The sequence below is a fragment of the bacterium genome (assembly GCA_019637795.1).
Classification (GTDB): Bacteria; Desulfobacterota; Binatia; order HRBIN30; family CADEER01; genus JAHBUY01.
Window position 1 is genome coordinate 282,004 of the sequence record JAHBUY010000004.1, and the last position, 21,965, is coordinate 303,968.

The window sequence follows — 21,965 nt, forward strand, 5'->3', positions numbered from 1 at the left end:
CCTGCGCGAGAGAGCTAGACTTATCCTGGACGAGTCCTATCCCAACCGCTCCTGGCGGGCAAGATTGCAGGATCGGCAGAGCCATTGCCAGCCGCCACCATCGCGCCAAAAAAAAGAGCCGGGAGGAGATTCCTCCCGGCTCCTGAACGGATGCTGTCGTCGATTACGGCATCGTGATGAAATCGGGCTTCGCCCGCTCCCCTGCGAAGTGCAGGTTGAAGGCGTCAGTTGCCTGTACCGTATCCAGCGAGCTCGATGAGCTGCGGTAGAACTCCTCCGCGATCCCGAGCAGGCCATTGCCGTGGGCGCTCGAACCATCGTCGACACCACGAATACGGGTCTGACCGCTGAGCGTGCCGGCGACATAGGCGCTGAAGACCGATCGCTGGCAGCTGTTCGAGCTGGCCGAAGTGTCGCTGATCGCTCGATCCACGCCAGTTCCGAGGGCGCAGAGCTCGAACTCCTTGAAGCAGCGAATCGATCGGCTGGCGGAGAACCGCTGCTCGAACTCGTTGAAGACCAGGAACTGCACCGTGGTGTTGAAGAGTGCCGCGTCCTGCAGCAGGAAATTCTCCGAGCACGGCACCAGCGTCAGATGCGTCTTCAGATAGTTGCCGTTCACCGGCTCCTGAGCGTCGTCGAAGAAGTGGTTGAGGATGAGAACATTCGGGCAGCCAGCGTACTCTGGATCTTCGCCGCCTAGAACGAGGGTATTGTTCCCATCGTTAGCGCCTTCAACCGCCTGGAGACCAATGCCGTTGTAGCCGCGGGCATCGATGCCAGATGGAGTGTAGGTGACGATGGTCGCCTCCACCTTCATATCGTTGCGGTCGATCGGCGAATCATCAGGACCCACCTGGACGCACTTGAGCTCGCCCTGGAACGGATCCTCGCTTGCGCCCGGGATGCTGCCCAATTGGCCCTGCGCCGCCAGCGGCAGCGAGAAAAGGCCCTCGCTCACGCGCCAGATGAGCGGCTGGCGAGGGGTCAGCGTGACTTCGAAGTCGGTCTCGATCCAGCCCTCGAAGCAGATTCCGCCGAGCCCGAACTGCTGGCAGTCGGCGGTTACATTGCACACCGCTTGGGGATTGTTCGTGCAGTGCGAGTTGGCGTTGACATAGAAGCAGCGCAGCTTCACGTCCTGGTTCGACGTGTTCGTCATCTGAATCTCGGTGTCGACCGGTTCGCCATTTCCCGTGAGGACGCCGAGATCGCCACGCGAGTCGTAGACCAGCTTCGGGACGACGATCAGACCCGCAGGCCGGTCCGAGGTGACGTCCGCACGTCCGTACGCCGCCCCCGCCGTCAGGATCATCCCTCCCAGCACCGCACAGGCGCTTGAGAGAAAAGGATTCCGCTTCACCGTACGCATTGCCCTTCTCCTTTCAACCGTCAGGGAGAACCCAGCCACAGCCTCTGCCTCGTCACCGGTGCTCAGAAGCCCGCGGGGATCGTGATCACATCCGTGATCTCACCGCCGGAGGCAGAGAACCGGTCACCCTCCATGTGGATGTTGTACGCGGCCCGGGCCAGGTTCCCAGAGCTGTCGGCACGCGTCACACCCGCCACACCGAGCACCGCGCCACCGTCCGCAACCGGGGTGATACGCGTGTGCGCGGCAACCGTGCCGAGGGTGGCGAAGGAGAAGACAGAGCGGGCAGGATCGTTCGGGCTGTCCACTTGGTAGAGGTAGAAGTTGGCCCAACAGGTCACAGAGGTGCTTGCCGAGAACCGCTCTTCGAACTCATTGTAGATCGCGAACTGGACCGTGACGCGCTCGGGGACGTTGTTCTCGAAGTCCTGCGTGCACGGGATCAGCGTCAGATCCGTGAGGGTGGCGCTGCGCAGGTCAACCTGCTTCTGCGCGTCGAGCACCTGCGGCGGGTTGTTGCAGACACCAGCAAGGCAGTCGGAATCGCTGTAGCAGGGCGTCTGCCCAACCGAACAGGTGCCACCGAAACCGTTGGCGTAGAGGATCGGGTCGGTGACCCCATCAGCCAGGTGGTTCAGCAGCAGCACGTTGGGGCAGGCGTTGTACTGCCCGACCGGCGCACCACCATCGGCGTCGTTCGGCTGATTCAGCAGGAGTTCGTTGCCGGTCTCGCCGGCCAGGTCGGTGCCCTGAATGCCGATGGCGTTGTACTTCGAAACGTCATCGTCGGAGGTGATCAGCGTGGCCTCGCCCTTCAGATGGTTGCCACCGATCGGGTTTCCCGCGACGTCGACTTCCACGCACTTCAACTCGCCGGTAAAGCCCTGCGGCGTCGGCGGAATGGCACCGGGGTCGATACCAGCACCGTCGCACATCGAGCTCGGGTAGTACTGGCCGTTGCTGATGCAGGCCGTGTTGTCGACCGGGCTGACGAAGCGGCCCTTACTCACCTGCCAGTGCGTCGGCTGCTGCTTGGTGAGCCAGATGTTGAAATCGGTCACCTGCCACAGCGGATTCCCGAAAAAGTCCGGCGCCGCGTTCACGTAGAAACAGTGCGCGTGCACCATATTGTTCGAGATGTTGGTGATCTGAATGATCGTGTCGGCGTCGCCGTCGGCGAGGACCTTCGGGAAGGCCAGGATCGATGCTCCCCTCTCCGTCGTGACGAGCGCGCCGGCGCTAGTGGCCATCATCCCCAGCGCCACCGCGACCCCGCAGAGCCCTGAGAGAAAAGCACTCCGCTTCTCCGTTCGCATTGCCCTCCTCCTTTCCAGTCGGCCGAGACTCATACCTCACTCCCTCGCGTTCGACGCCAGCAGACTTCCGCGCGCGGTATTACGGACGCGGCTGCAGAAGTGGCGCGTTACATACTCAAAATTCAAACACATTGTCAAGGGAATATCAGGCAGTTGGCCGCGTCCTCGGTTGCGCTGATCCCCTTGATTCCACTGCATTCGCGATCGAATGGGACCGCCTTCCTCCCGAGCCGAAGCTTTTGCCGTCACCACTTTCGATCTCACGTAACCGCGCCCTTAGAGCACTTTTGGTGCCGCAGGTCAAATGCAAAACCGACGTCTCCCGCCAGCCTTGTCCACCATGCGACGCCCCAGGTCAAGCGAGGACGATCTTTTCCCGCCCCTCGCGCACGTTGCGAGTTGCGTTGCGAGAGTCCACCACTAGGCGCGCGTGGTCGACCACGGCCTGGTAGTCGACCGTCGTGTGATCGGTCGCGATCAAGACCGCGTCCGCGGCGCTGAGCGTCTCGGGCGTCAGATCCACCGACTGCAGGCCAAAGGCGTGGCGGCGTCCGGGACGGAGAACCGGAACGAAGGGATCGTGGTAGCTGATCCGCGCCTGCTTGCGCTGCAGGAGCTCGATCAACTTGAACGCCGGTGACTCGCGATCATCATCGAGGTTGCGCTTGTAGGCGACGCCGAGGACCAGAACGTTGGCGTCCTTGAGGCTCTGACCGCGGTCGTTGAGCGCGTCCGCGAGACGTTCGATGACGTAGGCCGGCATGGCGAGATTGACCTCGCCCGCCAGTTCGATGAAGCGGGTCGACATCTCGAACTGCCGTGCTCGCCACGTCAGGTAGAACGGGTCGATGGGAATGCAGTGCCCACCCAGTCCCGGCCCCGGGTAGAACGGGGTGAAACCGAACGGCTTCGTCGCCGCGGCGTCGATCACCTCCCAGATGTTCAAGCCCATCCGGTCGAACAGCACTTTCAGCTCGTTCACCAGTGCGATGTTGACGCTGCGATAGATGTTCTCGAGCAGCTTCGCCGCCTCCGCTACCGCGGCGTTGGAGACCGGCACGACGCGCTCGATGACCGCGCCGTAGAGCGCGGCAGCGATCCGACCGCATCCCGGCGTGATGCCGCCGACCAGTTTCGGAATGGTGCGCGTGGTGAAGTCGACATTGTTCGGATCCTCGCGCTCGGGCGAGAAGGCGAGATGGAAGTCGCGGCCGACGACGAGTCCGCCGCGTTCGAGAATGGGCCGCACGACTTCATCGGTGGTTCCCGGATAGGTGGTGCTCTCGAGCACCACGAGTTGACCGCGTCGCAGGTGTGCGGCAACCGTCTCCGCCGTCGCGACGACGTACGAGAGATCCGGCTCGCGGTTCTCGGTCAGTGGCGTCGGGACGCAGATCAGGATGCCGTCGCAGCGTGCGAGGTCGGCGTAGTCGGCGCTCGGGAAGAACCCGGCCGCGCCGGCGGCGACGGAATCGCGAACGATGGGCGTCAGCCGCGCCGACGGAACGTGACGGATGTACGACTCGCCGCGCCGCAAAGACTCGATCTTGTCCAGGCGCGTATCGAACCCGATGGTCGCGAAACCCGCCTCGGCGATCGTTGCGACGAGCGGCAGCCCGACGTACCCCAATCCGAGCACACCGACGACGGCGCGTCGTGAGTGAAACAGCTCGATCAGATCCGACATGTTCTCGCGATCCTCATCCGCTTGCCACACGCCTCGGCGCCGCGGCGCGGCCCAGGCGGAGCGCTGTTCTTAGCGTCGCCTCGGGAGCAAGGCCAGCGACAATTCGCAACGCCGAAAAGCACGCGGGGGCGGCCCGTATCCGGACCGCCCCCGAGAAGCGCGCTGTTCGCCGGATCCTACCGGCGTGCGGAGTGTCTAGTGACCGCGCCGCCGCACCCACAGCAGCAGGGCCGGCAGCAGCAGCAGTGCGGCAGCCTCCGGTGACGCAGCCGGATCCGTCGGCACGACGTTGCAGCCGCCGCCGCCGCTGCTCTTCTTCTTCGTCGCCGTCGGCGTCGCCCCGGTGCGGGTCGCGGTGGCGGTCGCCGTCGGCGTGTGCGGCGTCACCGACGTCTGCGTCGCGGTTGCGGTGGCGGTCGAGGTCACGGGGGAACGCGTATTCGTCACCGTCGGGGTCGCGGTCGCGGTGTTGGTGGCCCCCGAAGTGCCGGTGACTGTGGCCGTCGCGGTCGCCGTCGCCCCCGTGGTGCGCGTCAGCGTCGCGCTGGCCGTCGGCGTGTTCGTCGATACCGGCGTTGCGGTGGCGGTCGGCGTCCGGGTGGGCGGCTCGGAAATGATCCGCACGCTGCCGTTGCGGATGCGCACCGGAATCTGCGCGCCGTCGGCGTCACCCAGGAACGGCGACTCGATCTCGAGCGCGACGGTGCCCGCCGGCACCCCGTCCTTGACGCGGAACTCACAGGTCACGATCTCGCCGTTGCCAAGCGGCGGCGGAGGGTTCGGAGCCCCGGCCACGAAGACCTCGATGTTCAGCACATCGACATCCAGAAGTCGTCCGGCCACGCCGTGCGTCTCGCTGATACGCTCGGCGACGGCGCAGTTCTCCGCCACCGGCTCGAAGAATTCCAACGACTCAGCGCCGAAGCGCAGGTCGATGCCGGCACTGACGCCGACATCAGCGACGTCGTCCGCCAGCGACAGCGTGACGGCCACCGTGCCGCCTGGAACCCCAGTGCCCCCATCGATCGACAGCTCCGGCTCGATGATGCCGGCGCGGGCGGGCGGTCCGGCCATCGCCACCACAGTTGCAGCAGCCACCATCAATCCAAGCGCCTGGGCGCTCTTGCTCCTGCGCATCTCTGTCTCCTTCCCCGTCGCGACGCTCCGCCAACGCACCTCGACTGCCCTCACGGACAGCCGAGGTTGATGTTGTTGATGGCGATCGTGATGTCGTTGGCTCGTACCCCGTCGCCGGCGAAATCGGCGGCCGGGCACGCAGACAGCGGCGCCTCACCGTTGATGATGTTCACCATGATGGTGACCTCATTGGCGCGGACGCGGCCATCGAGGTTGCAGTCCCCCACGCACTCGCACCGATCGTTCACGCACGCCTGCCGATCATCCAGGCACTGACCGGGACCGGCCATCGGGCCGTCGCAGACGATGATCGGTCGACATTCGTTGCCCTTGCACTCAGTCCCGTCGGGGCACATGTCGTCGCTGACGCAGCGCGGACGCTCATTGATCTCGATCGTTCCGCCAGCGACCTGGGCGTTGAACGGATTGGCGCCCGGATCGGCGATCTCGAGGCGCTGCGTGTCGTACGTCAACTGCCCGCTCCCCGGCGCGGCGCCAGGCTGAATGCGGAATCGGCATTGGAACACCGGCCCGGGACCGAAGCTGTCGATGGGCGGCATCTTGTCGATCACCGCGACGCGCAGACGGCCCATGCCCGGCGGGTTGGCCGGCACCTGCGGCAACCTCACCTCCGCTTCGAACGAACCTTCGTCGAGCATGCGCGGATCGAGCGTGCAGGCCGGCTCGTTGATCGGCACGTCGAGCTGGGATTTGTCGAAGAGGATGTCGACCTGCGCCGTGGTCACATCATCGCCACCCTCCATCGCGATCGCGATGTTGATGTACTGACCCGGAATACCCTGGATGTTGCCGACCCGCAGGGTCCGGGTCTCGGTCGTGCGGTCGAGGGCGTAGATCAGCGGCGAGCCCTCGCCCGGACAGCCGAGGCCGAGGTTGTCGACCGCCAGCGTCACGTCGCCGGCGGTGACCGCACCGTCTTGGTTGATGTCACCGGCCGGACAGATGCTGATGTTGCACTGGCCGCCGATGATGCAGACCATCTTCGTGATCTCGCTGCCGAAGACGATCCCGTCGGTGTTGCAGTCGCCGCCGCACTCGCAAAATCCGTTGAGGCATGCTTCGCGGATGCCGCGGCATTCGAGTTGGCTCTCGCACGGGCGCGGTGGAACGCAGACGAAGGCCTTGCACTCCGTCCCCTCCGGGCAGTCGTCGTCGGTGACGCAGGTTGGCAGCGGCGTGGGCGTCACCGTCGGCGTCGACAGATCGCGGCAGACATTGTTGACGCAGAACAGGCCCGGCGGGCACTGGTCGTCGTTGTCGCAGCGGATGGTCGGCGTCGGCGTCGGCGCGGTGACGCAGATATCGTCCGGACCACACACCTGTCCCACGGGACAGTCGGTGTCGCGCGTGCAGGGCACGGGCTTGGTCGGGGTAGGCGTCGGCCGTGGCGTGTTCGTCTTCGTCGCCGACGGCGCCACCGTCACGTTGGCGCGGATGTAGGCGTTCAGATAGCCCTGCGTCCTCCGGGCGACCAAGTCTGTCGCCAGCGAGTCGAAGGCGACGAAGCCGCCGTCCTGGGTGATGCTGGGCGGTAGGTCGGGCACGCTGCCATTTGCCGGCTGCCCGTCGAGGCTGGAGCTGACCAGCACCGTCGTCTGCCGCAGCAGGTCGCGAACGTAGACCTGTGAGTAGCCGCCAGTCGACTGGCCCTGCAGCAGGTTGCTGGCGAACGACCCAAAGGCGACGAAGCGACCGTCACCGCTGATCGACGGTGGGATCGCGATATCGTTGCCCTCCTGACCCTGGTCGCCGATGCTGACGCGCTGCGTCTCTCCGGTCAGGCAATTGTGCACGAACACGTCCGCCGATTGGTTCAGGTCCCCCGCCACGAGATTCGTGGCGTTGGACTTGAAGGCGACGATCGTGCCGTCGGCGTTCAACGCCGGGAGAAAGCTCATCTGGTCGGGCTCCACGCCCGTGCTGCTGACACTGGCGCGGCAGGTGACCACGCCATCGCATTCCACGTAGATGTCGGGCACCCCGTTGGTGTCCGGCTTTCCTGGCAGCAGGTTGGTCGCCGTCGACGCGAACGCGACGCAGCGACCGTCGGCGCTGATCGACGGCGTGATGCTGGATCCGTTGGCCTGCGCGCCGCCCGGTCCGACACTGACCCGCGTTATCGCGCCGCTCGGCTCGGCCACGAAGATGTCCGAGGCGCGATTGGTATCGTTTTCCACCAGATTGGTCGCCACCGACTGGAATGCGATCAGCCCGTTGTCGCCCGCCATGCTGGGGAATGAGCTCGCGCCATCGGCCGGCACACCGCCCAGCCCGATACTCACCAGGCGGTTCGTTCCGGCGCCCAGGTCCCGCGCATAGATGTCGGTCTTGCGGTTGGTATCACCGGGAACCAGGTTCGTGGCGTCCGAGCTGAACGCGACGGTCGTACAGCCGCCATCGATCGCCGGGCGGAACTTCTGCAACTGGCTCGGTCCGTTGGCTGGCTCGCCATTGGCGCCGACGCTGACCAACGTGGTTCGGTGCGTGTCACGATCGTAGACGAAGACGTCCTGGTAACCGTTGTTGTCGAGCGGAACGAGATTGGTCGCGTCGGAGTAGAACGCCACACACCGACCGTCAGCATTGGCGATCGCGCCATTGCTGTTGCCATTGGCCGCGCCGCCATCGGGTTTCTGGCTGACGAGCTCGACTGGGGGATAGGGATTCGTGGTCTGGGTCTTCGCCGATCGCTCCGTCAGAGCCAACAGGGCAATGGTCGCCACGGTTCCGCCCAGCGCCAGAGTGACCAGTTTGAATCGGGCGTTCATTCGTTCCTCCCCAAGGTCCATCGCCGCCGGTCAACGCTAGGTCCCCTACCGTGCGACGCCCAGTTGGTCCGCCGAATTATTCGCTTCTTCTCCGAGTCGCCGGGGGCGACGAAGAGAGGTGCAATCTTGGCTTTCGCCGGCAACACCGGCGAAGCGATCTCTTGGCTGGGTCGCTCACGCGCTCCTGTTCCAGGTTCGTCGAGGTGACATCAACGCAGGAGGCAGGATAGAAGGTTCAACCACAAAGTCAAGATTTTGCGCGCGCCGGCCACGAATGCAGCCAAGGCGATGAAGATTGTTGCAATGCAGGCACTTGGCGATTGCGCCTGCGGACTGCGGGAGAGTTCCCTACGGACGATGGAAAGGAGCAAGTGGAGCTGAGCGGAGTCGAACCGCCGACCTCCTGAATGCCATTCAGGCGCTCTCCCAACTGAGCTACAGCCCCGCCTGTCGCGAACGCGGATCGCCTGCGTGTACCGAAATTCTCGGCCTCCCGCAAGGAAGCCTCGCGCGCTCAGCCGCCGTGGCGACGCCGCCCGATGGCGGCGAGGCGCTCGGCGATCGCCCGCTCGACGGCATTGTCGCCCGGTTCGTAGTAGCGGCGGTCGCGGAGCTCATCCGGGAGGTGGTGGTGACCGACCGCATGGTCGGGCTGGGCGTGCGCGTACTCGTAGCCCTTCCCATAGCCGAGGTCGCGCATCAGTCGGGTCGGGGCGTTGCGCAGGTGCAGCGGTACCGGTAGCGGACCGCGGTCTCGGACGTCGTCCGCCGCCGCCAACATAGCGGCGTACGCGGTGTTCGATTTCGGGGCGGTGGCGAGATAGACCACCGCCTCGGCGAGCGGAATCCTGCCTTCGGGAAGGCCGACGAATTCGACCGCTTCCTTGGCCGCGGTGGCCAGCGCCAGGGCCCAGGGGTCGGCCAGGCCGATGTCCTCGGCGGCGAAGATCACCATGCGGCGAGCCACGAACAGGGGGTCGTCCCCTGCCTCGAGCATGCGCAGCATCCAGTAGAGTGCCGCGTCAGGATCGCTGCCGCGCAGGCTTTTGATGAACGCTGACGCGACGTTGTAGTGCTCGTCGCCTCCCTTGTCGTAGCGCAGCGCGCGCCGTTGGGCGGCCTCCTCGATGTCCGCCGCGGTCATCGTCGAGCGATGTCGCAGGCCCAACAGATCCGCCGCCGTCTCCAGGATATTGAGCGCCGCCCGCGCATCGCCCTGCGCCAACTGCACCAGCGCCTCGATGGCGTCGTCCTCGACCTGCAGGCCGCGCCCGCCCAGCCCGCGCTCGGTGTCGGTAGTGGCGCGGCGGAGGATGATGCGCAGGTCATCGGCGGCGAGCGGCTGCAGCACGAGGACCGAGGCGCGCGACAGCAGTGGCGCGATGATCTCGAACGATGGGTTCTCGGTGGTCGCCCCGATGAGCACGATCGTGCCGTCCTCGACATGGGGAAGAAAGGCGTCCTGCTGCGCTTTGTTGAAGCGGTGGATCTCGTCGACGAAGAGGATCGCCCGGCGCCCCTGATGCTGGCGGATGCGCCGCGCCTCCTCCACGACGGCCCGCAGCTCCTTGACGCCTGACAGCACCGCCGAGAAGGCGATGAAGTGCGCATCCGTGCTGCGGGCGATCAACCGCGCCAGCGAGGTCTTCCCCGTGCCCGGCGGTCCCCAGAGGATGAGGGAATGCAACCGCTGGCCTTCGATCATGTCGCGCAGCAGGCGCTGATCGCCCACCAGATGCGTCTGCCCGACGAACTCCGCCAGCGTGGTCGGCCGCATGCGCTCCGCCAACGGGGCGTCGGCGACGGGCGCGCCAGACGCCGCCGACGGTGTGCCGAACAGTGACGGCTGGGTGTCGGTGGCCCGAGGCATTGGAAACAGCCTAGCACGCCGACGCGCGGCTAGCTGGCACGCGCGACCCTGTGGTAGAACGCCCACGTGCGCCAGGTCGGCATCGTCGTCAAGCGGGGCCGCGCGCAGGCTCTCGAGCTCGGGCGACATCTGGCGGTCTGGTTGCGCGAGCAGGGCATCACGCCGCTCGCCGAAACCGAGGCCGCGGACGGGCTCGGATGCCCGCCCGGCCTGCCGGCGGCCGATCTCGTCGCCGCCGCCGATCTCGTCGTGGTGCTGGGCGGCGACGGTACCCTGCTCAGCGTCGCCCGCCACGTGCACGACCGACCGGTGCCGATCCTGGGCGTCAATCTCGGGGGCCTCGGCTTTCTCACCGCCGTGACGACCGAGGAGGTCTTCCCGGTCCTCGCCGACGCCCTCGCCGGGCGCGTACCCATGGATGCACGCATGATGCTCGAGGTCCGTACGCCGCACGACGCATGCGTCCACCGCGCGCTCAACGACGTGGTGCTGAGCAAGGGAGGAGCCCTGGCGCGGATCGTCGACCTCGAGACCGCCGTCGACGGCGAGGCCGTCTGCACCTACAAGGCCGACGGACTGATCGTCGCCACGCCGACCGGCTCGACCGCCTACTCGCTCTCCGCCGGAGGACCGATCATCTACCCGTCGCTCGATGTCGTCGTGCTATCGCCCATCTGCCCACACACGTTGACCAATCGGCCCATGGTGCTGCCGGGCTCGGCGCGGGTGACGGTGACGGTCCGCTCCCCCGACCACCCCGTCGAGGTGACGCTGGACGGCCAGGCTGGATTCTCGCTCGCCGATCGGGAGACGGTCGAGATCCGCAAGAGCGCCACCGTCGTGTCGCTGGTCCGCCCGGCCCAACGGAGCTACTTCAGCGTCCTGCGCAACAAGCTCCGCTGGGGCGAGCGGTGACCGCGGCGCCGCGGTCGCAGGCCTGACGATCGATGCTGCGCGAGCTGCGCATCCGCGAAGTGGCGATCATCGACGAGGTCGCCCTCACCTTCGGCCCGGGGCTGAACGTCATCAGCGGCGAGACCGGCGCCGGCAAGAGCATCCTGCTGCAGTCGCTTGCCCTGCTGTGCGGCACCCGCGGCTCCGCTGATCTCATCCGGGCCGACGCGGACGAGGCGGTGGTGGAGGGTCTGTTCGAGTGCGAGCTCCCGGATACGCTCCGCGAGGCATTGAACCTCGGCGATGACGGCGAGGTCCTGGTCCGTCGGCACCTGACGCGCACCGGCAAGGGCCGCGTCTACGTCAACGGCGCGCCCGCCACCCTCGGCCTGCTCACGCAACTGGGGGAGCATCTGGTGCATATCTACGGCCAGCACGAGCAGGCGGTGCTGCTGCGACCCGCCAGCCATTTGGAGCTGCTCGATCGCTTTGCCGATCTCGGCGCACCGCGCGCCGAGGTCGCGGCCGCCTTCGCGCGCTATGCCGAGGCGCGACGCGAGTGCGACGACCACGCCCGCCGCGCCACCGAGGTCGCGCAACGCCGCGACCTGCTCGAGTACCAACAACGCGAGCTGTCGGCCGCGGCGCCCCGCGCCGGGGAGGAGGGGGCGCTGCGGCAGGAGCGCGAGCTCCTGCGCCACGCGGAACGGATCGAGACGACCTGCCGCGAGGGCGAGGCCCTGCTCTATGCGGGCAAGGGTGCGATGGTCGGCACCCTCACCCGCCTCCAGCAGCAGATGGCGGACTTGTGCGGCGTGGTGCCAGCGCTCGGCGAGGTCGCCGCCCTGGTCGACAACGCTCGTGTTCAGCTCGAGGAAGCGGCGCTGCAGATGCGCGGCGTCGCCGAACGGCTCGACCGCGATCCCGCTCGCTTGGAGGCGATCGAGGAGCGGCTGGTGCTCCTGCAGCGGCTGTCGCGCAAGTACGGCGTGCCCGCCGATGCGCTGGCCGAGGCGCTGACCGCGGTCGAACGCGATCTGGCATCGCTGGAGTCGGTGGCCGCGGACAGCGCCGCCGCGACGGCGCGCCAAGCCGAGCGGCGGACCGAGGCGCTGGCCGTCGCGCGCCGGCTGAGCGACGCGCGGCGGACGGCGGCGCGCCAGCTCGAAGCGCGAATGGGCAGCGAGCTGGCCGCCCTCGGCATGAATGGCGCGCGGTTCGGCGTCGCGCAGGACGCGGACGACGGCGTGCTCACCGCCGAGGGCATCGATCGCATCGAGTTTCTCCTCGGCGCCAACCCTGGAGAGCCGCCGAAACCGCTCGCGCGGGTCGCCTCTGGAGGCGAGCTGTCGCGCATCATGCTGGCGTTGAAGGCGTTGGCCGCGACCGCCGGCGAGATGCCGATCCTGATCTTCGACGAGGTCGACGCGGGCATCGGTGGCAGCGTGGCGTTGGCGGTGGCGCGGCGCCTCAAGGCCCTGGCCCAGTCCCGCCAGCTCCTGTGCATCACCCACCTGGCGCAGATCGCCGCGTACGCCGACCAGCACGTGGCGGTCGAAAAGCAGCAGCGGGCGGGACGCGTCTTCACCCACGCCCGCGCGCTCGATGCAACGCAGCGTATCGCCGAGGTGTCGCGCATGCTGGGCGGCACCGCCGCCCCCGCGGAGGCCGAGCGCTACGCCAAGCGCTTGCTCGCCGAGGCGCGGCGCGCGACGGCAGGCTCCGAACCTTGACAGGCCGGCGGAGCGCTGCCTAAACCCGCGCCCAGCCGGCTTGGGGCATTCCATCCAGTGGTTTGGGCCAGGGGGGGACCTGGTTCGGAAGGAGGGGGCGATGAAGGGTGCATTTCGCAGCGCGGCGCTGGTCGCTGTCGGACTCGCGATCAGTGCGGCCACGGCGCTGGCCCAGAGGAGTAACGAGGTCACCGACAACGACCGCATGTGGTCGAACTTCAACCGCGAGGCGGCGGTGGTCGGCGATGGACACTTCTGGATCGAGTTGCAGGCCATGAAGCTCAACAACGACCAGGCGATCAAGCAGCCCGACGTCACCGACCCGACCAAGAACGTCGAGGGCCCAACGCTCGGTCTGAACGGCTACCCGGTGCGACCGTTCGCCCAGAAACAGGGCTCGAACGTCACCAGCATCGACGGCGGCACCTTCAACCTGATCGGCGCCTACGGCATCGAGTCATGGGAGGTCGGCGGCAACCTGCCCTTCGTGATGCAGCAGCAGATCTCGTTCGCGAGCAAGCGCCCGCAGGAAGACGCCAACGTCGGCGACCTGGTGCTCTACGGCAAGTACAAGATGGCGCTGGCCGATCACTGGGCGGGTGGTCTGGGCGTGGAGATGAGCATTCCGAGCGGCCCGTCGAGCGAGCTCCTCGGCTCGGGCGATCTCGGCCTCAATCCCTTCGTTTCCACCCGCTACACCTCCGGGCGCGTCGCCCTCGGCGGCCACCTCGGATTCCTCCTGAACACCGGGGACCAGCCGCAGGTGTTCAATTGGAGCCTGCAGAACATCCTGCGCGGCAACCAGTACTTCGCGATCCGCACCGAGATCACGGGCCGGCTGTTCAACGACATCGGGTCGACCTTCAACGACATCGCCGTCTACCCCGGGCTCGACATCAACTTGTTCGACAACGTGATCATCCGCCCCGAGGGACTCGCGCACCTAACCACCGACGCCATCGCGTGGGGCATCGGCATCGGCCTCGTCTTCACGATGTGAGCGGTTCGCGGCCGTAGCGCACCTCGACCAGACACAGTCCGGCCGCCGGCGCGGTCACGCCGGCTTGGGTGCGATCGCGGGCGGCGAGCAACGGCCGCAGCTCGGCGGCGCGCTGGCCGAGACCGATCTCGACCAACGTGCCGATGATGTTGCGCACCATGTGGCGCAGAAACGCGGTCGCTTCGATTTCGTAGACCAGTAGCGCGCCGTCGGCGGTGAGCGCGCTGCGCATCACCCGGCGCCGGGCGTGCTCTGCATCGCATCCCGCGCCCTGGAACGACGTGAAGTCGTGCTCGCCGATCAACTGCTCGGCCGCGGCGCGCATCGCGCCGCCATCGAGGCCGCGCGGCACGTGCCAGCTATAGCGGCGCCAGAAGGGCGACGCGGCGCGCCGATTCCAGATGCGATAGAGGTAGCGACGGCTGGCCGCGTGCCGGCGTGGGTCGAAGTCATCGCCGACGCACTCGACCTCGCGAACCGCCAGGTCGGGACCGGTCAGCGCGTTCAGGGCACGCCGCACCACCTCGGCTGGCATCGTGCGGGCCGCCGGCACGCAGACCACCTGCCCGGCGGCGTGCACGCCGGCATCGGTCCGACCGGCCGCGCTGATGCGACGCGGCACGCCGAACAGGCGCTCGACCGCCGCCTCCAGCTCGCCTTGCACGGTGCGCGCCCCGGGCTGGAGCTGCCAGCCGTGGAAATCGGTGCCGTCGTACTCGACGATCAGGCGGTACTGCATGGCGGCAACGGCTGCCGGCCGCGCCTCACCCCCGCGCCCGCAGCGCCAGCTCGGCGATCTGCACCGCGTTCGTCGCCCCGCCCTTGCGCAGGCCGTCGATGACCACCCAGAGGACGAAGCCGTGCGGGACGGTGGGATCCTCGCGCAGACGGCCGACATGGGTCGCGTCGGAGCCGACGACGTCGGCGAGCGTCGGCGCGCTGGGGTCATCCGCCAGCAGCACGCCTGGCGCACGACGGAGCAGGGCGCGGGCGGCGTCCAGATCGAGCCGGCGCTCGGTCTCCACCTGCACGGAGTACGCCTGCCCGTAGAATGTCGGCACCTGGACGCAGGTGACGACGAGCGGCAGGTCGGCATGGCCGAGCACCTGACGTGCCTGGCGCTCGATGTCCCACTCGGCCTGGGTGCGACCACCGATGGTCGCATCGCCGACATGCGGGATCAGGTTGAAGGCGGCGCGGTGCGAGAATACGACGGCTTCGGTTGACGCGCCGGTGAGCAGCTCCCGCGACTGTCGCGCCAGTTCGTCGACGCCGGGCGTCCCCGCCATCGACGCCGGCTCGAAGCCGGTCACCGCGACCCGGCGCAGCTCGGCGGCCTCGTCGAACGGCTTGAGCACCACCGCCAGCGCCGTCGCGCCGGGCGTCGGGCAAGCGTAGACGCCCCGACCGATGCCGTCGGCGACGACGTCGGCGTTCACCTCGGGCACGACCAGCGGCACGTCGCCATCCGCCAGCGCCGCGGTGAGGTCGACGACCAGCGCGCCCCCCTCGACGGCGCATTCGGCCAGAGCGCGCGCCTCGGTCGGCGGTCCACAGAGGAAGGCGAGGTCCACGCCTTCGAAGTCGATGCTGTCCGGCGACTGCGGCGGGACGGAGAAGACTCCCTCGTCCGCCTCCTCGGCCTCGTTGGTCGTGTCGTAGAGGCGCAGGTCGGCGAGCTCCAGACCGCGCTCGCCGAGGACGATCGGAATCTCGCGCCCGACCTCGCTGGCGGCGCCGACGATGGCGACGACGATTCCGCTCATGCCGCGCGCGCCAACGCCGCACGCACGGCGTCGCCCATGGCGCGGCAGCCCACGACCTCGCAGCCGTCCTGACGGACATCGGCGGTGCGCAGGCCGCGGTCGATGACTGCGGAGACCGCCGCCTCGATGGCGCGGGCGGGCGCCGGTTGCCCCAGCGAGTGCTCGCACAGCATCGCCGCCGAGAGGATGGCGCCAAGCGGATTGGCGAGGTCCTTCCCCGCGATATCCGGGGCGCTGCCGTGAATTGGCTCGTACAGTCCCCGGCGGTGGCCGAGGCTGTTGCGGGCGTCGCCCAACGACGCGGACGGCAGCATGCCGAGCGAGCCGGTCAGCACCGAAGCCTCGTCGGTGAGAATGTCGCCAAACATGTTCTCGGTGACGACGACGTCGAAGTCGCGCGGCCGGCGCAGCAGGTGCATCGACATGGCATCGACCAACACGTCGTCGCAGGCGACGTCGGGGTACTCCCTGGCGATCTCGTGCGTCACCTCCCGCCACAGGCGCGAGGTGGCGAGGATATTGGCCTTGTCCACCTGCGTCACCTTCTTGCGCCGCGGCGCGGCGAGCTGGAACGCGAGGCGGGCGACCCGCGCGACTTCGACCTCGTCGTACACCACCGTGTCGACCGCGTGCCGCCCCTTGGGTCCGGTCCGGCGCTCGCTCGGCCGGCCGAAGTAGACGCCGCCGGTCAGCTCGCGGACGAACATGATGTCGACCCCCTCGACCAGCTCGCGTTTGAGCGGCGCGGCCGCGAGCAGCGCCGGGTGGGCGACGATCGGCCGCAGGTTGGCGAACAGCTCCAGGCCGCGGCGCAGCCCGAGCAGCGCCTGCTCGGGCCGCACCGTGCTCTGCGGATTGTCCCACTTCGGTCCGCCGACGGCGCCGAGCAGCACCGCATCGCTGCGCTGCGCTCGCTCGAAGCTGACCGCGGGAAGCGCAGTGCCATCGCGGTCGATGGCGGCGCCGCCGATCACCGCCTCCTCGAAGCGGAGCTGGAGGTCGAAGCGCTGCGCGCAGAGCTCGAGGACGGCGCGCGCCTCGCGCGTCACCTCGGGTCCGATGCCGTCACCGGGACATACGACGATGGTGGCTGCCGCCATGGATCGTGCTCCTCACGGCCCGACGGTCGCCTGCGCCCGCTGGTGGTGGCGGTGCCGGTAGTCGAGCTTGTTCAATGCGTTCACGTACGCGAGCGCGCTGGCCATGATGATGTCGGTGTGGACGCCCTGCCCGCTGGCGGTGAACTGGTCGTCGCGGACCGAGCACGACGCCTCGCCTTGCGCGTCGGTATCGGCGGTGATCGCGCTCACCTGATAGCGCTCCAACAGCGGATGGCGGCCGACGAGGCGGCTGATCGCCTGGAAGCACGCATCGACCATGCCGTCGCCGGTTGCCGACTCCTCCCGCGTGACGCCATCGACGCGCATCTGGACGCGTGCGGTCGGCGCGGCACTGGTCGATGAGGTAACGCTCAGATCGAGCAGCTCGTAGCGATCGGCGACGCGCACCCCGGTCTCGGCGACCAGCGCGATCAGGTCCTCGTCATAGACGTGCTTCTTGCGATCAGCGAGCGCCTTGAAGCGGGTGAAGGCCGCGTTCATGTCGACGCCGCCGAAATCCACTCCGAGCTCCTGCAGCCGCTGCGCGAAGGCGTGTCGACCGGAGTGCTTGCCGAGCACCAGCTTGTTGCTCGTGAGGCCGACCGTCTCCGGCCGCATGATTTCGTAGGTCTGCTTGTCCTTGAGCACCCCGTCCTGGTGTATGCCGGCTTCGTGGGCGAAGGCGTTGTCGCCGACGATCGGCTTGTTGATCGGCACCGGGATGCCGGTGATCTGCGAGAGCAACCGGCTGGAGGGGTAGATCTGCTCGGTGCGGACGCCGACGTCGACGGCGCCGAAGACGTCGCGGCGGGTCCGGATCGCCATCACCACCTCTTCCAGCGAGGTGTTGCCGGCGCGCTCGCCGATGCCGTTGATCGTGCACTCGATCTGGCGCGCGCCGTTGCGCACGGCCGCGAGCGAGTTGGCGACCGCCATGCCGAGATCATTGTGGCAGTGCGCGCTCCAGGTGACGCGATCGCCGCCTGGCGTGCGCGCGATGAGGTCGGCGAAGAGCTGTCCGAACTCCTGCGGCACCGCGTAACCAGTGGTGTCCGGGACGTTCAGCACGATGGCGCCGGCCTTGATCGCTTCGCCGAACACCTGGACGAGGTAGTCGGGATCGCTACGCGAGGCGTCCTCGGCCGAGAACTCGACGTGGCCGACGTGCTCCTTGGCCATGGACAGCGCCCAGCACGCGGCGTCGATCACCTCCTGGTGGCTCATCATCAACTTGCGGGCGAGGTGGAGCTCCGAGGTGGCGATGAAGATGTGAATGCCGGGATGCCTCGCCTTCTCGACGCTGCGCAGCGCCGCCTCGATGTCGGCCCGCTTGGTGCGCGCCAGACTCAGCACCACCGGCGTGCTCACCGCCTCCGCCACGCGCGCGACCGCGTCGGCGTCGCCGCTCGACGCGGCGGCGAACCCGGCCTCGATGACGTCGACCCCCAGCTTCTCGAGCTGGCGCGCGATGACGATCTTCTCCTCCACGTTCATCGTCGCGCCCGGCGACTGTTCGCCATCGCGCAGGGTCGTATCGAAAATCTGTACTCGTTGCGTCGACATCGTCGTCCCCTTCTTCACCGTACAGGGTCCTGGGGATCGGACCGATGCTCCGCCGGTGCGGCGGAGCAACAAAAAGGGCCACGGGCGTCCCGCCCATGGCCCACAGTGCTCCCGTCAATGAACCACAGGCGGTTCCCCTACCCGTGGCGCCGTTCGTCTTCTCGCGTCAGCGAATCGCAGGCGCACCGAGCCCGGGGCGTAGTCGTAGCGCCAGCGCTAGCATCCGGGAGGGCGAACCGACGATCATGGCGCGCTGACGCTAGAGCAGCGCTGCCGCGCTGTCAAGGTGGCGTTTCGCGGCGCGGCGCAGCAGGCGGCGGACCGAGATGAACAGCGAACGCGCCGGGCCGGAGATGGCGTAGAGGAAGAACCCGGCGAAGAGGCAGACCTGGGGCTCGGCGATCAGCAGCTTCAGGATCAGGATCCCGGCGATCAACACCCAGAACGGCTGCCGGTGGTAGAGGTCGATCTCCTTGAAGCTGAAATAGCGGACGTTGCTCACCATCAGGCCCGCCAGGCCATAGACCATGAGGAGGACGATGAGGTGCCGGTAGGTCGCGCCTTCGGCGCCGAAGAAGTAGTACAGCATCACCGTCGAGGCGATGACCTCCGCGGCGGCGGGGATCGGCAGGCCGGTGAAGTAGCGCTTCTGGCCGGTGTCGACGAGAACATTGAAGCGCGCCAGGCGCAGCGCGCCGGCGGTCACGTAGAGCGAAGCGGCGAGCCAGCCGAAGGTGCCCCAGGGCTCGAGCCCCCAGCGGTAGACGAGGATGCCCGGGGCGACGCCGAAGGCGACCAGATCGCAGAGCGAGTCGTACTCGATGCCGAAGCGCGACGTCGTCTTGGTCAGACGCGCGATGCGGCCGTCGAGCGCGTCGAACACGTTCGCCGCCATGATGGCGATGGCGGCGATCAGGAAATCGCCGCGCAGGCTCGCGATCACCGAGTAGAAGCCGCTGAACAGTCCCGCCGTGGTAATGAGGTTGGGCAGGATGTAGACGCCCTTGCGCAGCGGCACGTCGACCAGGCGCGCCGGTTGGCGTTCGAGCGACGGCGTCGATCCGCCGTCGGCGCCGGGATCCCGCTGCGGGCTGGCCGGAGTCGTCGCCACGGCTCAGTTCTTCGAACGGTCGACCAATCGATCCGAGGCCAGCCACGGCATCATGCCGCGCAACTTCGCTCCCACCTCTTCGACCGGATGGTGCTCGGCTTCCTTCCGCAGCTCGCGGAAGTGCGGCATCCCGACGCGATATTCGGTCATCCACTCCTGGGCGAACTTGCCGCTCTGGATCTCGGCGAGGATCTCCTTCATCGCCTGACGCGCTTCCGGCCCGATGATCCGCTTGCCGCGGGTCATGTCGCCATACTCGGCGGTGTTGCTGATCGAGTAGCGCATGTTGGCGATGCCGCCCTCGTAGATCAGGTCGACGATCAGCTTCACCTCGTGGAGGCACTCGAAGTACGCCATCTCCGGGCTGTAGCCCGCCTCGGTCAGCGTCTCGAAGCCGGCGCGGATCAGCTCGGTCAGGCCGCCACAGAGCACCGACTGCTCGCCGAAGAGATCGGTCTCCGTTTCCTCCTTGAAGGTCGTCTCGAGCACGGCGGCGCGGGTACCGCCGATCGCCTTGGCATAGGCGAGACCGATCTCGCGCGTGTTGCCGCTCGGATCCTGGTGGATCGCGAGCAGGCACGGCACGCCGCGACCCTTCTGGAACTCGCTCCGTACCAGGTGGCCGGGACCCTTCGGCGCCACCATGAACACGTTCAGCGTCGGCGAAGGCACGATGCCCTTGAAGTGGATGTTGAACCCGTGCGCGAACGCCAGATACTTGCCGTCGGTCATCCCGTCGGCGATCTCGTTCTGATACAGCTCGGCGCCGAGCTCGTCGGGCACCAGCATCATCACGACGTCGGCCGCCTTGGCCGCGGCGCTCGGTTCCAGGACCTTGAAGCCCGCGGCTTCGGCCTTGGGCCACGAACCGCCGCCCTTGCGCAGGCCGATGATGACGTTGATGCCGCTGTCGCGCAGGTTGTTGGCATGGGCGTGCCCCTGGCTGCCATAGCCGATGACGGCGACCGTCTTGCCCTTGAGCGGCGCCAGGTCGGCGTCGCGGTCGTAATAGATCTTCAGACTCATGCCACTCGCTCCTTCGTGCCGCGCGCCCCCCGCATCAACTGCATGCCGCGATGCATGGCGACCTTTCCCGTGCGGGCGATCTCCTTGATGCCGAGTGGCTTGAGGAGCTCCAACAGGGCGGCAATCTTGTCTTCGGTTCCGGTCACTTCGATGAGGTACGACTGCGGGCTGACGTCGATGACGTTGCCGCGGAAGATGTCGACGATGTGCATCACCTCCGCCCGCGTCTGCGCGTCGGCGGTGACCTTGATCAGCGCCAGCTCGCGCTCGACGTGGCTGACTTCGTTGAAGTCGTGTACCTCGATCACGCTCACCAGTTTGTTCAATTGCTTGTTGATCTGCGCCACCACCTGGTCATCGCCGCGCGTCACCAGCGTGATGCGGGACACCTGCGGATCGAGCGTCTCCGCCACGGTCAGGCTCTCGATGTTGAACCCGCGGCCGCTGAAGAGCCCCGAGATACGGGAAAGAACGCCGAACTCGTTCTCGACGAGGATCGATATGGTGTGACGCATGAACGGGTCACTCTGCCGCACCGAGCGCGGCGATGCTAGTAGGCGGCCGGCGCCCGACCGGGGCGACGATTCGACGAAAGGTGGATGCTCAGGCGCCGCGGTAACGTCCGAGGATCTCCATGATGCGGTCCTTGCCGGCCAGTTTGATCTTCTGGATCCGCTTGCACTCCAGCTCTTCCTCCGGCGTCAGATAGTGCTTGTGCTGCAGGGCGGCGAGTTGTTTCTCGAGGTTCAGGTGCTCCTCGTAGGCCCGGCGCAACTCCAAGTCCCGATCGATCAGCGACCGGATCAGTTCTTCGTCGTGTCTCTCCATTTCTCGAGCCTCCGCGGAGGGTCCCTGGCATCTAGCCCAGGCCCCTCGACCTGTCAATTTTCCTTCGCTTATTCAATGGATACAGCCGCTGCGCGGCTTGCATCGCGGTGCAATTCGGCCTCTGAGCGACGGCAATAGTGCGGCTCCAGGGTCGCCAGATCCGCCGCCCCGGCGCGCCCCAGGATGGCCGCTCCCAGACGCGCCACGACGGCGCCGTCGGGCGGCGTCTCGGCGAGGCGGACGGCAACGACGCCGGGAATGGTGGACCAGCAATCCGGGTATGCGTCGACACCATCGCCGACCAGCGTACAGGGCGGCCGCAGAAGGCTGGCGAGCGCTACCGGCGACAGGGCCGCCGCTGCGGCCACCTCCGTCAGCGCCGCCCCGCTCCACCGGAAGCCGGCGGCGTAGACTTCCCCTTTGCGGGCGTCGAGCACCGGCCACACCGTCCCCGGGCGGGGGCCGAGGGCACGGGCGTAGGCCTCAAGGGTCGGCACAGCGACGACGGGAAGACCAGACCCCAAGGCCAGCCCCTTCACCACTGCGAGCCCGATCCGCAGACCGGTGAACGATCCGGGTCCGATCGAGACGGCAAGGACGTCGATCGTCGAGAGCCGTACCGCTGCGGTCTCGAGCACCTCGTCGATCAGCGGAAGCAAGGTGCGGGCATGGCTGCTCGACATCGGGCGCTGCCGGACGACTGCGGCGTCGTCGGTGGCCAGCCCGACGCTGGCGATGACCGTGGCGGTGTCGATGCCGAGGGCGCGCACGCC

Annotated in this window: 18 protein-coding genes and 1 tRNA gene; 3 read left to right on the forward strand and 16 right to left on the reverse strand. The window is 67.6% G+C overall.

The features are described from left to right. Positions 1–163: 163 nt before the first annotated feature. The 7 genes from KF840_15245 to KF840_15275 all read right to left on the reverse strand — a co-directional run bounded on the left by KF840_15245 (position 164) and on the right by KF840_15275 (position 10,171). Positions 164–1,372: a hypothetical protein gene (locus KF840_15245; protein MBX3026264.1), complete on the reverse strand. Its 1,209-nt coding sequence runs from the start codon at positions 1,370–1,372 to the stop codon at positions 164–166. 62 nt (positions 1,373–1,434) lie between these two features. After that, complete coding sequence (locus KF840_15250) at positions 1,435–2,688, reverse strand: hypothetical protein (GenBank protein MBX3026265.1); 1,254 nt, start codon at positions 2,686–2,688, stop codon at positions 1,435–1,437. 355 nt (positions 2,689–3,043) lie between these two features. Then, entirely contained in the window at positions 3,044–4,375 is a 1,332-nt protein-coding gene (locus tag KF840_15255) for a nucleotide sugar dehydrogenase (GenBank protein ID MBX3026266.1), read from the reverse strand. 195 nt (positions 4,376–4,570) lie between these two features. Then, positions 4,571–5,512: a hypothetical protein gene (locus tag KF840_15260; GenBank protein MBX3026267.1), complete on the reverse strand. Its 942-nt coding sequence runs from the start codon at positions 5,510–5,512 to the stop codon at positions 4,571–4,573. Between the two features lie 50 nt (positions 5,513–5,562). Beyond that, complete coding sequence (locus KF840_15265; GenBank protein ID MBX3026268.1) at positions 5,563–8,301, reverse strand: PD40 domain-containing protein; 2,739 nt, start codon at positions 8,299–8,301, stop codon at positions 5,563–5,565. 372 nt (positions 8,302–8,673) lie between these two features. After that, positions 8,674–8,746 (reverse strand) — tRNA-Ala (locus KF840_15270). Positions 8,747–8,815: 69 nt separating this feature from the next. After that, positions 8,816–10,171 carry a replication-associated recombination protein A gene (locus tag KF840_15275; protein ID MBX3026269.1) on the reverse strand — a complete coding sequence of 452 codons (1,356 nt, stop codon included), beginning with the start codon at positions 10,169–10,171 and terminating at the stop codon, positions 8,816–8,818. A 66-nt stretch (positions 10,172–10,237) separates the two neighbouring features. Between KF840_15275 and KF840_15280 the strand changes: the two genes are divergently transcribed. The 3 genes from KF840_15280 to KF840_15290 all read left to right on the forward strand — a co-directional run bounded on the left by KF840_15280 (position 10,238) and on the right by KF840_15290 (position 13,798). After that, on the forward strand, positions 10,238–11,086 hold the full coding sequence (locus KF840_15280; GenBank protein ID MBX3026270.1) for an NAD(+)/NADH kinase: 849 nt from the start codon (positions 10,238–10,240) through the stop codon (positions 11,084–11,086). A 32-nt stretch (positions 11,087–11,118) separates the two neighbouring features. Then, entirely contained in the window at positions 11,119–12,798 is a 1,680-nt protein-coding gene (recN, locus tag KF840_15285) for a DNA repair protein RecN (GenBank protein MBX3026271.1), read from the forward strand. Positions 12,799–12,898: 100 nt separating this feature from the next. Next, complete coding sequence (locus KF840_15290; GenBank protein MBX3026272.1) at positions 12,899–13,798, forward strand: hypothetical protein; 900 nt, start codon at positions 12,899–12,901, stop codon at positions 13,796–13,798. Here the strand turns inward: KF840_15290 and truA are convergent. From truA to tsaB, 9 genes are all read right to left on the reverse strand, one after another. Beyond that, on the reverse strand, positions 13,788–14,537 hold the full coding sequence (gene truA / locus KF840_15295; GenBank protein ID MBX3026273.1) for a tRNA pseudouridine(38-40) synthase TruA: 750 nt from the start codon (positions 14,535–14,537) through the stop codon (positions 13,788–13,790). The two genes, KF840_15290 and truA, sit on opposite strands and share 11 nt — an antisense overlap. Before the next feature lie 25 nt (positions 14,538–14,562). Continuing rightward, entirely contained in the window at positions 14,563–15,564 is a 1,002-nt protein-coding gene (locus KF840_15300; protein ID MBX3026274.1) for an aspartate-semialdehyde dehydrogenase, read from the reverse strand. Then, positions 15,561–16,664 (reverse strand): 3-isopropylmalate dehydrogenase, encoded by a 1,104-nt coding sequence (gene leuB, locus KF840_15305; protein ID MBX3026275.1) that lies wholly within the window; start codon positions 16,662–16,664, stop codon positions 15,561–15,563. Before leuB ends, KF840_15300 begins: the two co-directional genes overlap by 4 nt. 12 nt (positions 16,665–16,676) lie before the next feature. Further along, positions 16,677–18,227, reverse strand: coding sequence for a 2-isopropylmalate synthase (locus KF840_15310; GenBank protein ID MBX3026276.1), 1,551 nt, complete (start codon positions 18,225–18,227; stop codon positions 16,677–16,679). Between the two features lie 259 nt (positions 18,228–18,486). Beyond that, a complete protein-coding gene (pssA, locus tag KF840_15315) occupies positions 18,487–19,245 on the reverse strand; it encodes a CDP-diacylglycerol--serine O-phosphatidyltransferase (GenBank protein MBX3026277.1) in 759 nt (252 codons plus the stop codon). Positions 19,246–19,341: 96 nt separating this feature from the next. After that, a complete protein-coding gene (gene ilvC, locus KF840_15320) occupies positions 19,342–20,358 on the reverse strand; it encodes a ketol-acid reductoisomerase (GenBank protein ID MBX3026278.1) in 1,017 nt (338 codons plus the stop codon). A gap of 2 nt (positions 20,359–20,360) precedes the next feature. Next, positions 20,361–20,879: an acetolactate synthase small subunit gene (gene ilvN, locus KF840_15325; protein ID MBX3026279.1), complete on the reverse strand. Its 519-nt coding sequence runs from the start codon at positions 20,877–20,879 to the stop codon at positions 20,361–20,363. A gap of 88 nt (positions 20,880–20,967) precedes the next feature. After that, positions 20,968–21,192: a DUF465 domain-containing protein gene (locus KF840_15330; protein MBX3026280.1), complete on the reverse strand. Its 225-nt coding sequence runs from the start codon at positions 21,190–21,192 to the stop codon at positions 20,968–20,970. Positions 21,193–21,260: 68 nt separating this feature from the next. Then, the gene (gene tsaB / locus KF840_15335) at positions 21,261–21,962 is read right to left on the reverse strand and encodes a tRNA (adenosine(37)-N6)-threonylcarbamoyltransferase complex dimerization subunit type 1 TsaB (GenBank protein MBX3026281.1); all 702 of its coding nucleotides are present in this window, start codon (positions 21,960–21,962) and stop codon (positions 21,261–21,263) included. Positions 21,963–21,965: the final 3 nt, after the last annotated feature.

What these genes read in the sequence shown, in the direction of transcription:
- KF840_15245 (MBX3026264.1), bottom strand. Translation starts at nt 1,372, where the DNA reads ATGCGTACGGTGAAGCGGAATCCTTTTCTCTCAAGCGCCTGTGCGGTG.
- KF840_15250 (MBX3026265.1), bottom strand. Translation starts at nt 2,688, where the DNA reads ATGCGAACGGAGAAGCGGAGTGCTTTTCTCTCAGGGCTCTGCGGGGTC.
- KF840_15255 (MBX3026266.1), bottom strand. Translation starts at nt 4,375, where the DNA reads ATGTCGGATCTGATCGAGCTGTTTCACTCACGACGCGCCGTCGTCGGT.
- KF840_15260 (MBX3026267.1), bottom strand. Translation starts at nt 5,512, where the DNA reads ATGCGCAGGAGCAAGAGCGCCCAGGCGCTTGGATTGATGGTGGCTGCT.
- KF840_15265 (MBX3026268.1), bottom strand. Translation starts at nt 8,301, where the DNA reads ATGAACGCCCGATTCAAACTGGTCACTCTGGCGCTGGGCGGAACCGTG.
- KF840_15275 (MBX3026269.1), bottom strand. Translation starts at nt 10,171, where the DNA reads ATGCCTCGGGCCACCGACACCCAGCCGTCACTGTTCGGCACACCGTCG.
- recN (MBX3026271.1), top strand. Translation starts at nt 11,119, where the DNA reads ATGCTGCGCGAGCTGCGCATCCGCGAAGTGGCGATCATCGACGAGGTC.
- KF840_15290 (MBX3026272.1), top strand. Translation starts at nt 12,899, where the DNA reads ATGAAGGGTGCATTTCGCAGCGCGGCGCTGGTCGCTGTCGGACTCGCG.
- truA (MBX3026273.1), bottom strand. Translation starts at nt 14,537, where the DNA reads ATGCAGTACCGCCTGATCGTCGAGTACGACGGCACCGATTTCCACGGC.
- KF840_15300 (MBX3026274.1), bottom strand. Translation starts at nt 15,564, where the DNA reads ATGAGCGGAATCGTCGTCGCCATCGTCGGCGCCGCCAGCGAGGTCGGG.
- leuB (MBX3026275.1), bottom strand. Translation starts at nt 16,664, where the DNA reads ATGGCGGCAGCCACCATCGTCGTATGTCCCGGTGACGGCATCGGACCC.
- KF840_15310 (MBX3026276.1), bottom strand. Translation starts at nt 18,227, where the DNA reads ATGTCGACGCAACGAGTACAGATTTTCGATACGACCCTGCGCGATGGC.
- ilvN (MBX3026279.1), bottom strand. Translation starts at nt 20,879, where the DNA reads ATGCGTCACACCATATCGATCCTCGTCGAGAACGAGTTCGGCGTTCTT.
- KF840_15330 (MBX3026280.1), bottom strand. Translation starts at nt 21,192, where the DNA reads ATGGAGAGACACGACGAAGAACTGATCCGGTCGCTGATCGATCGGGAC.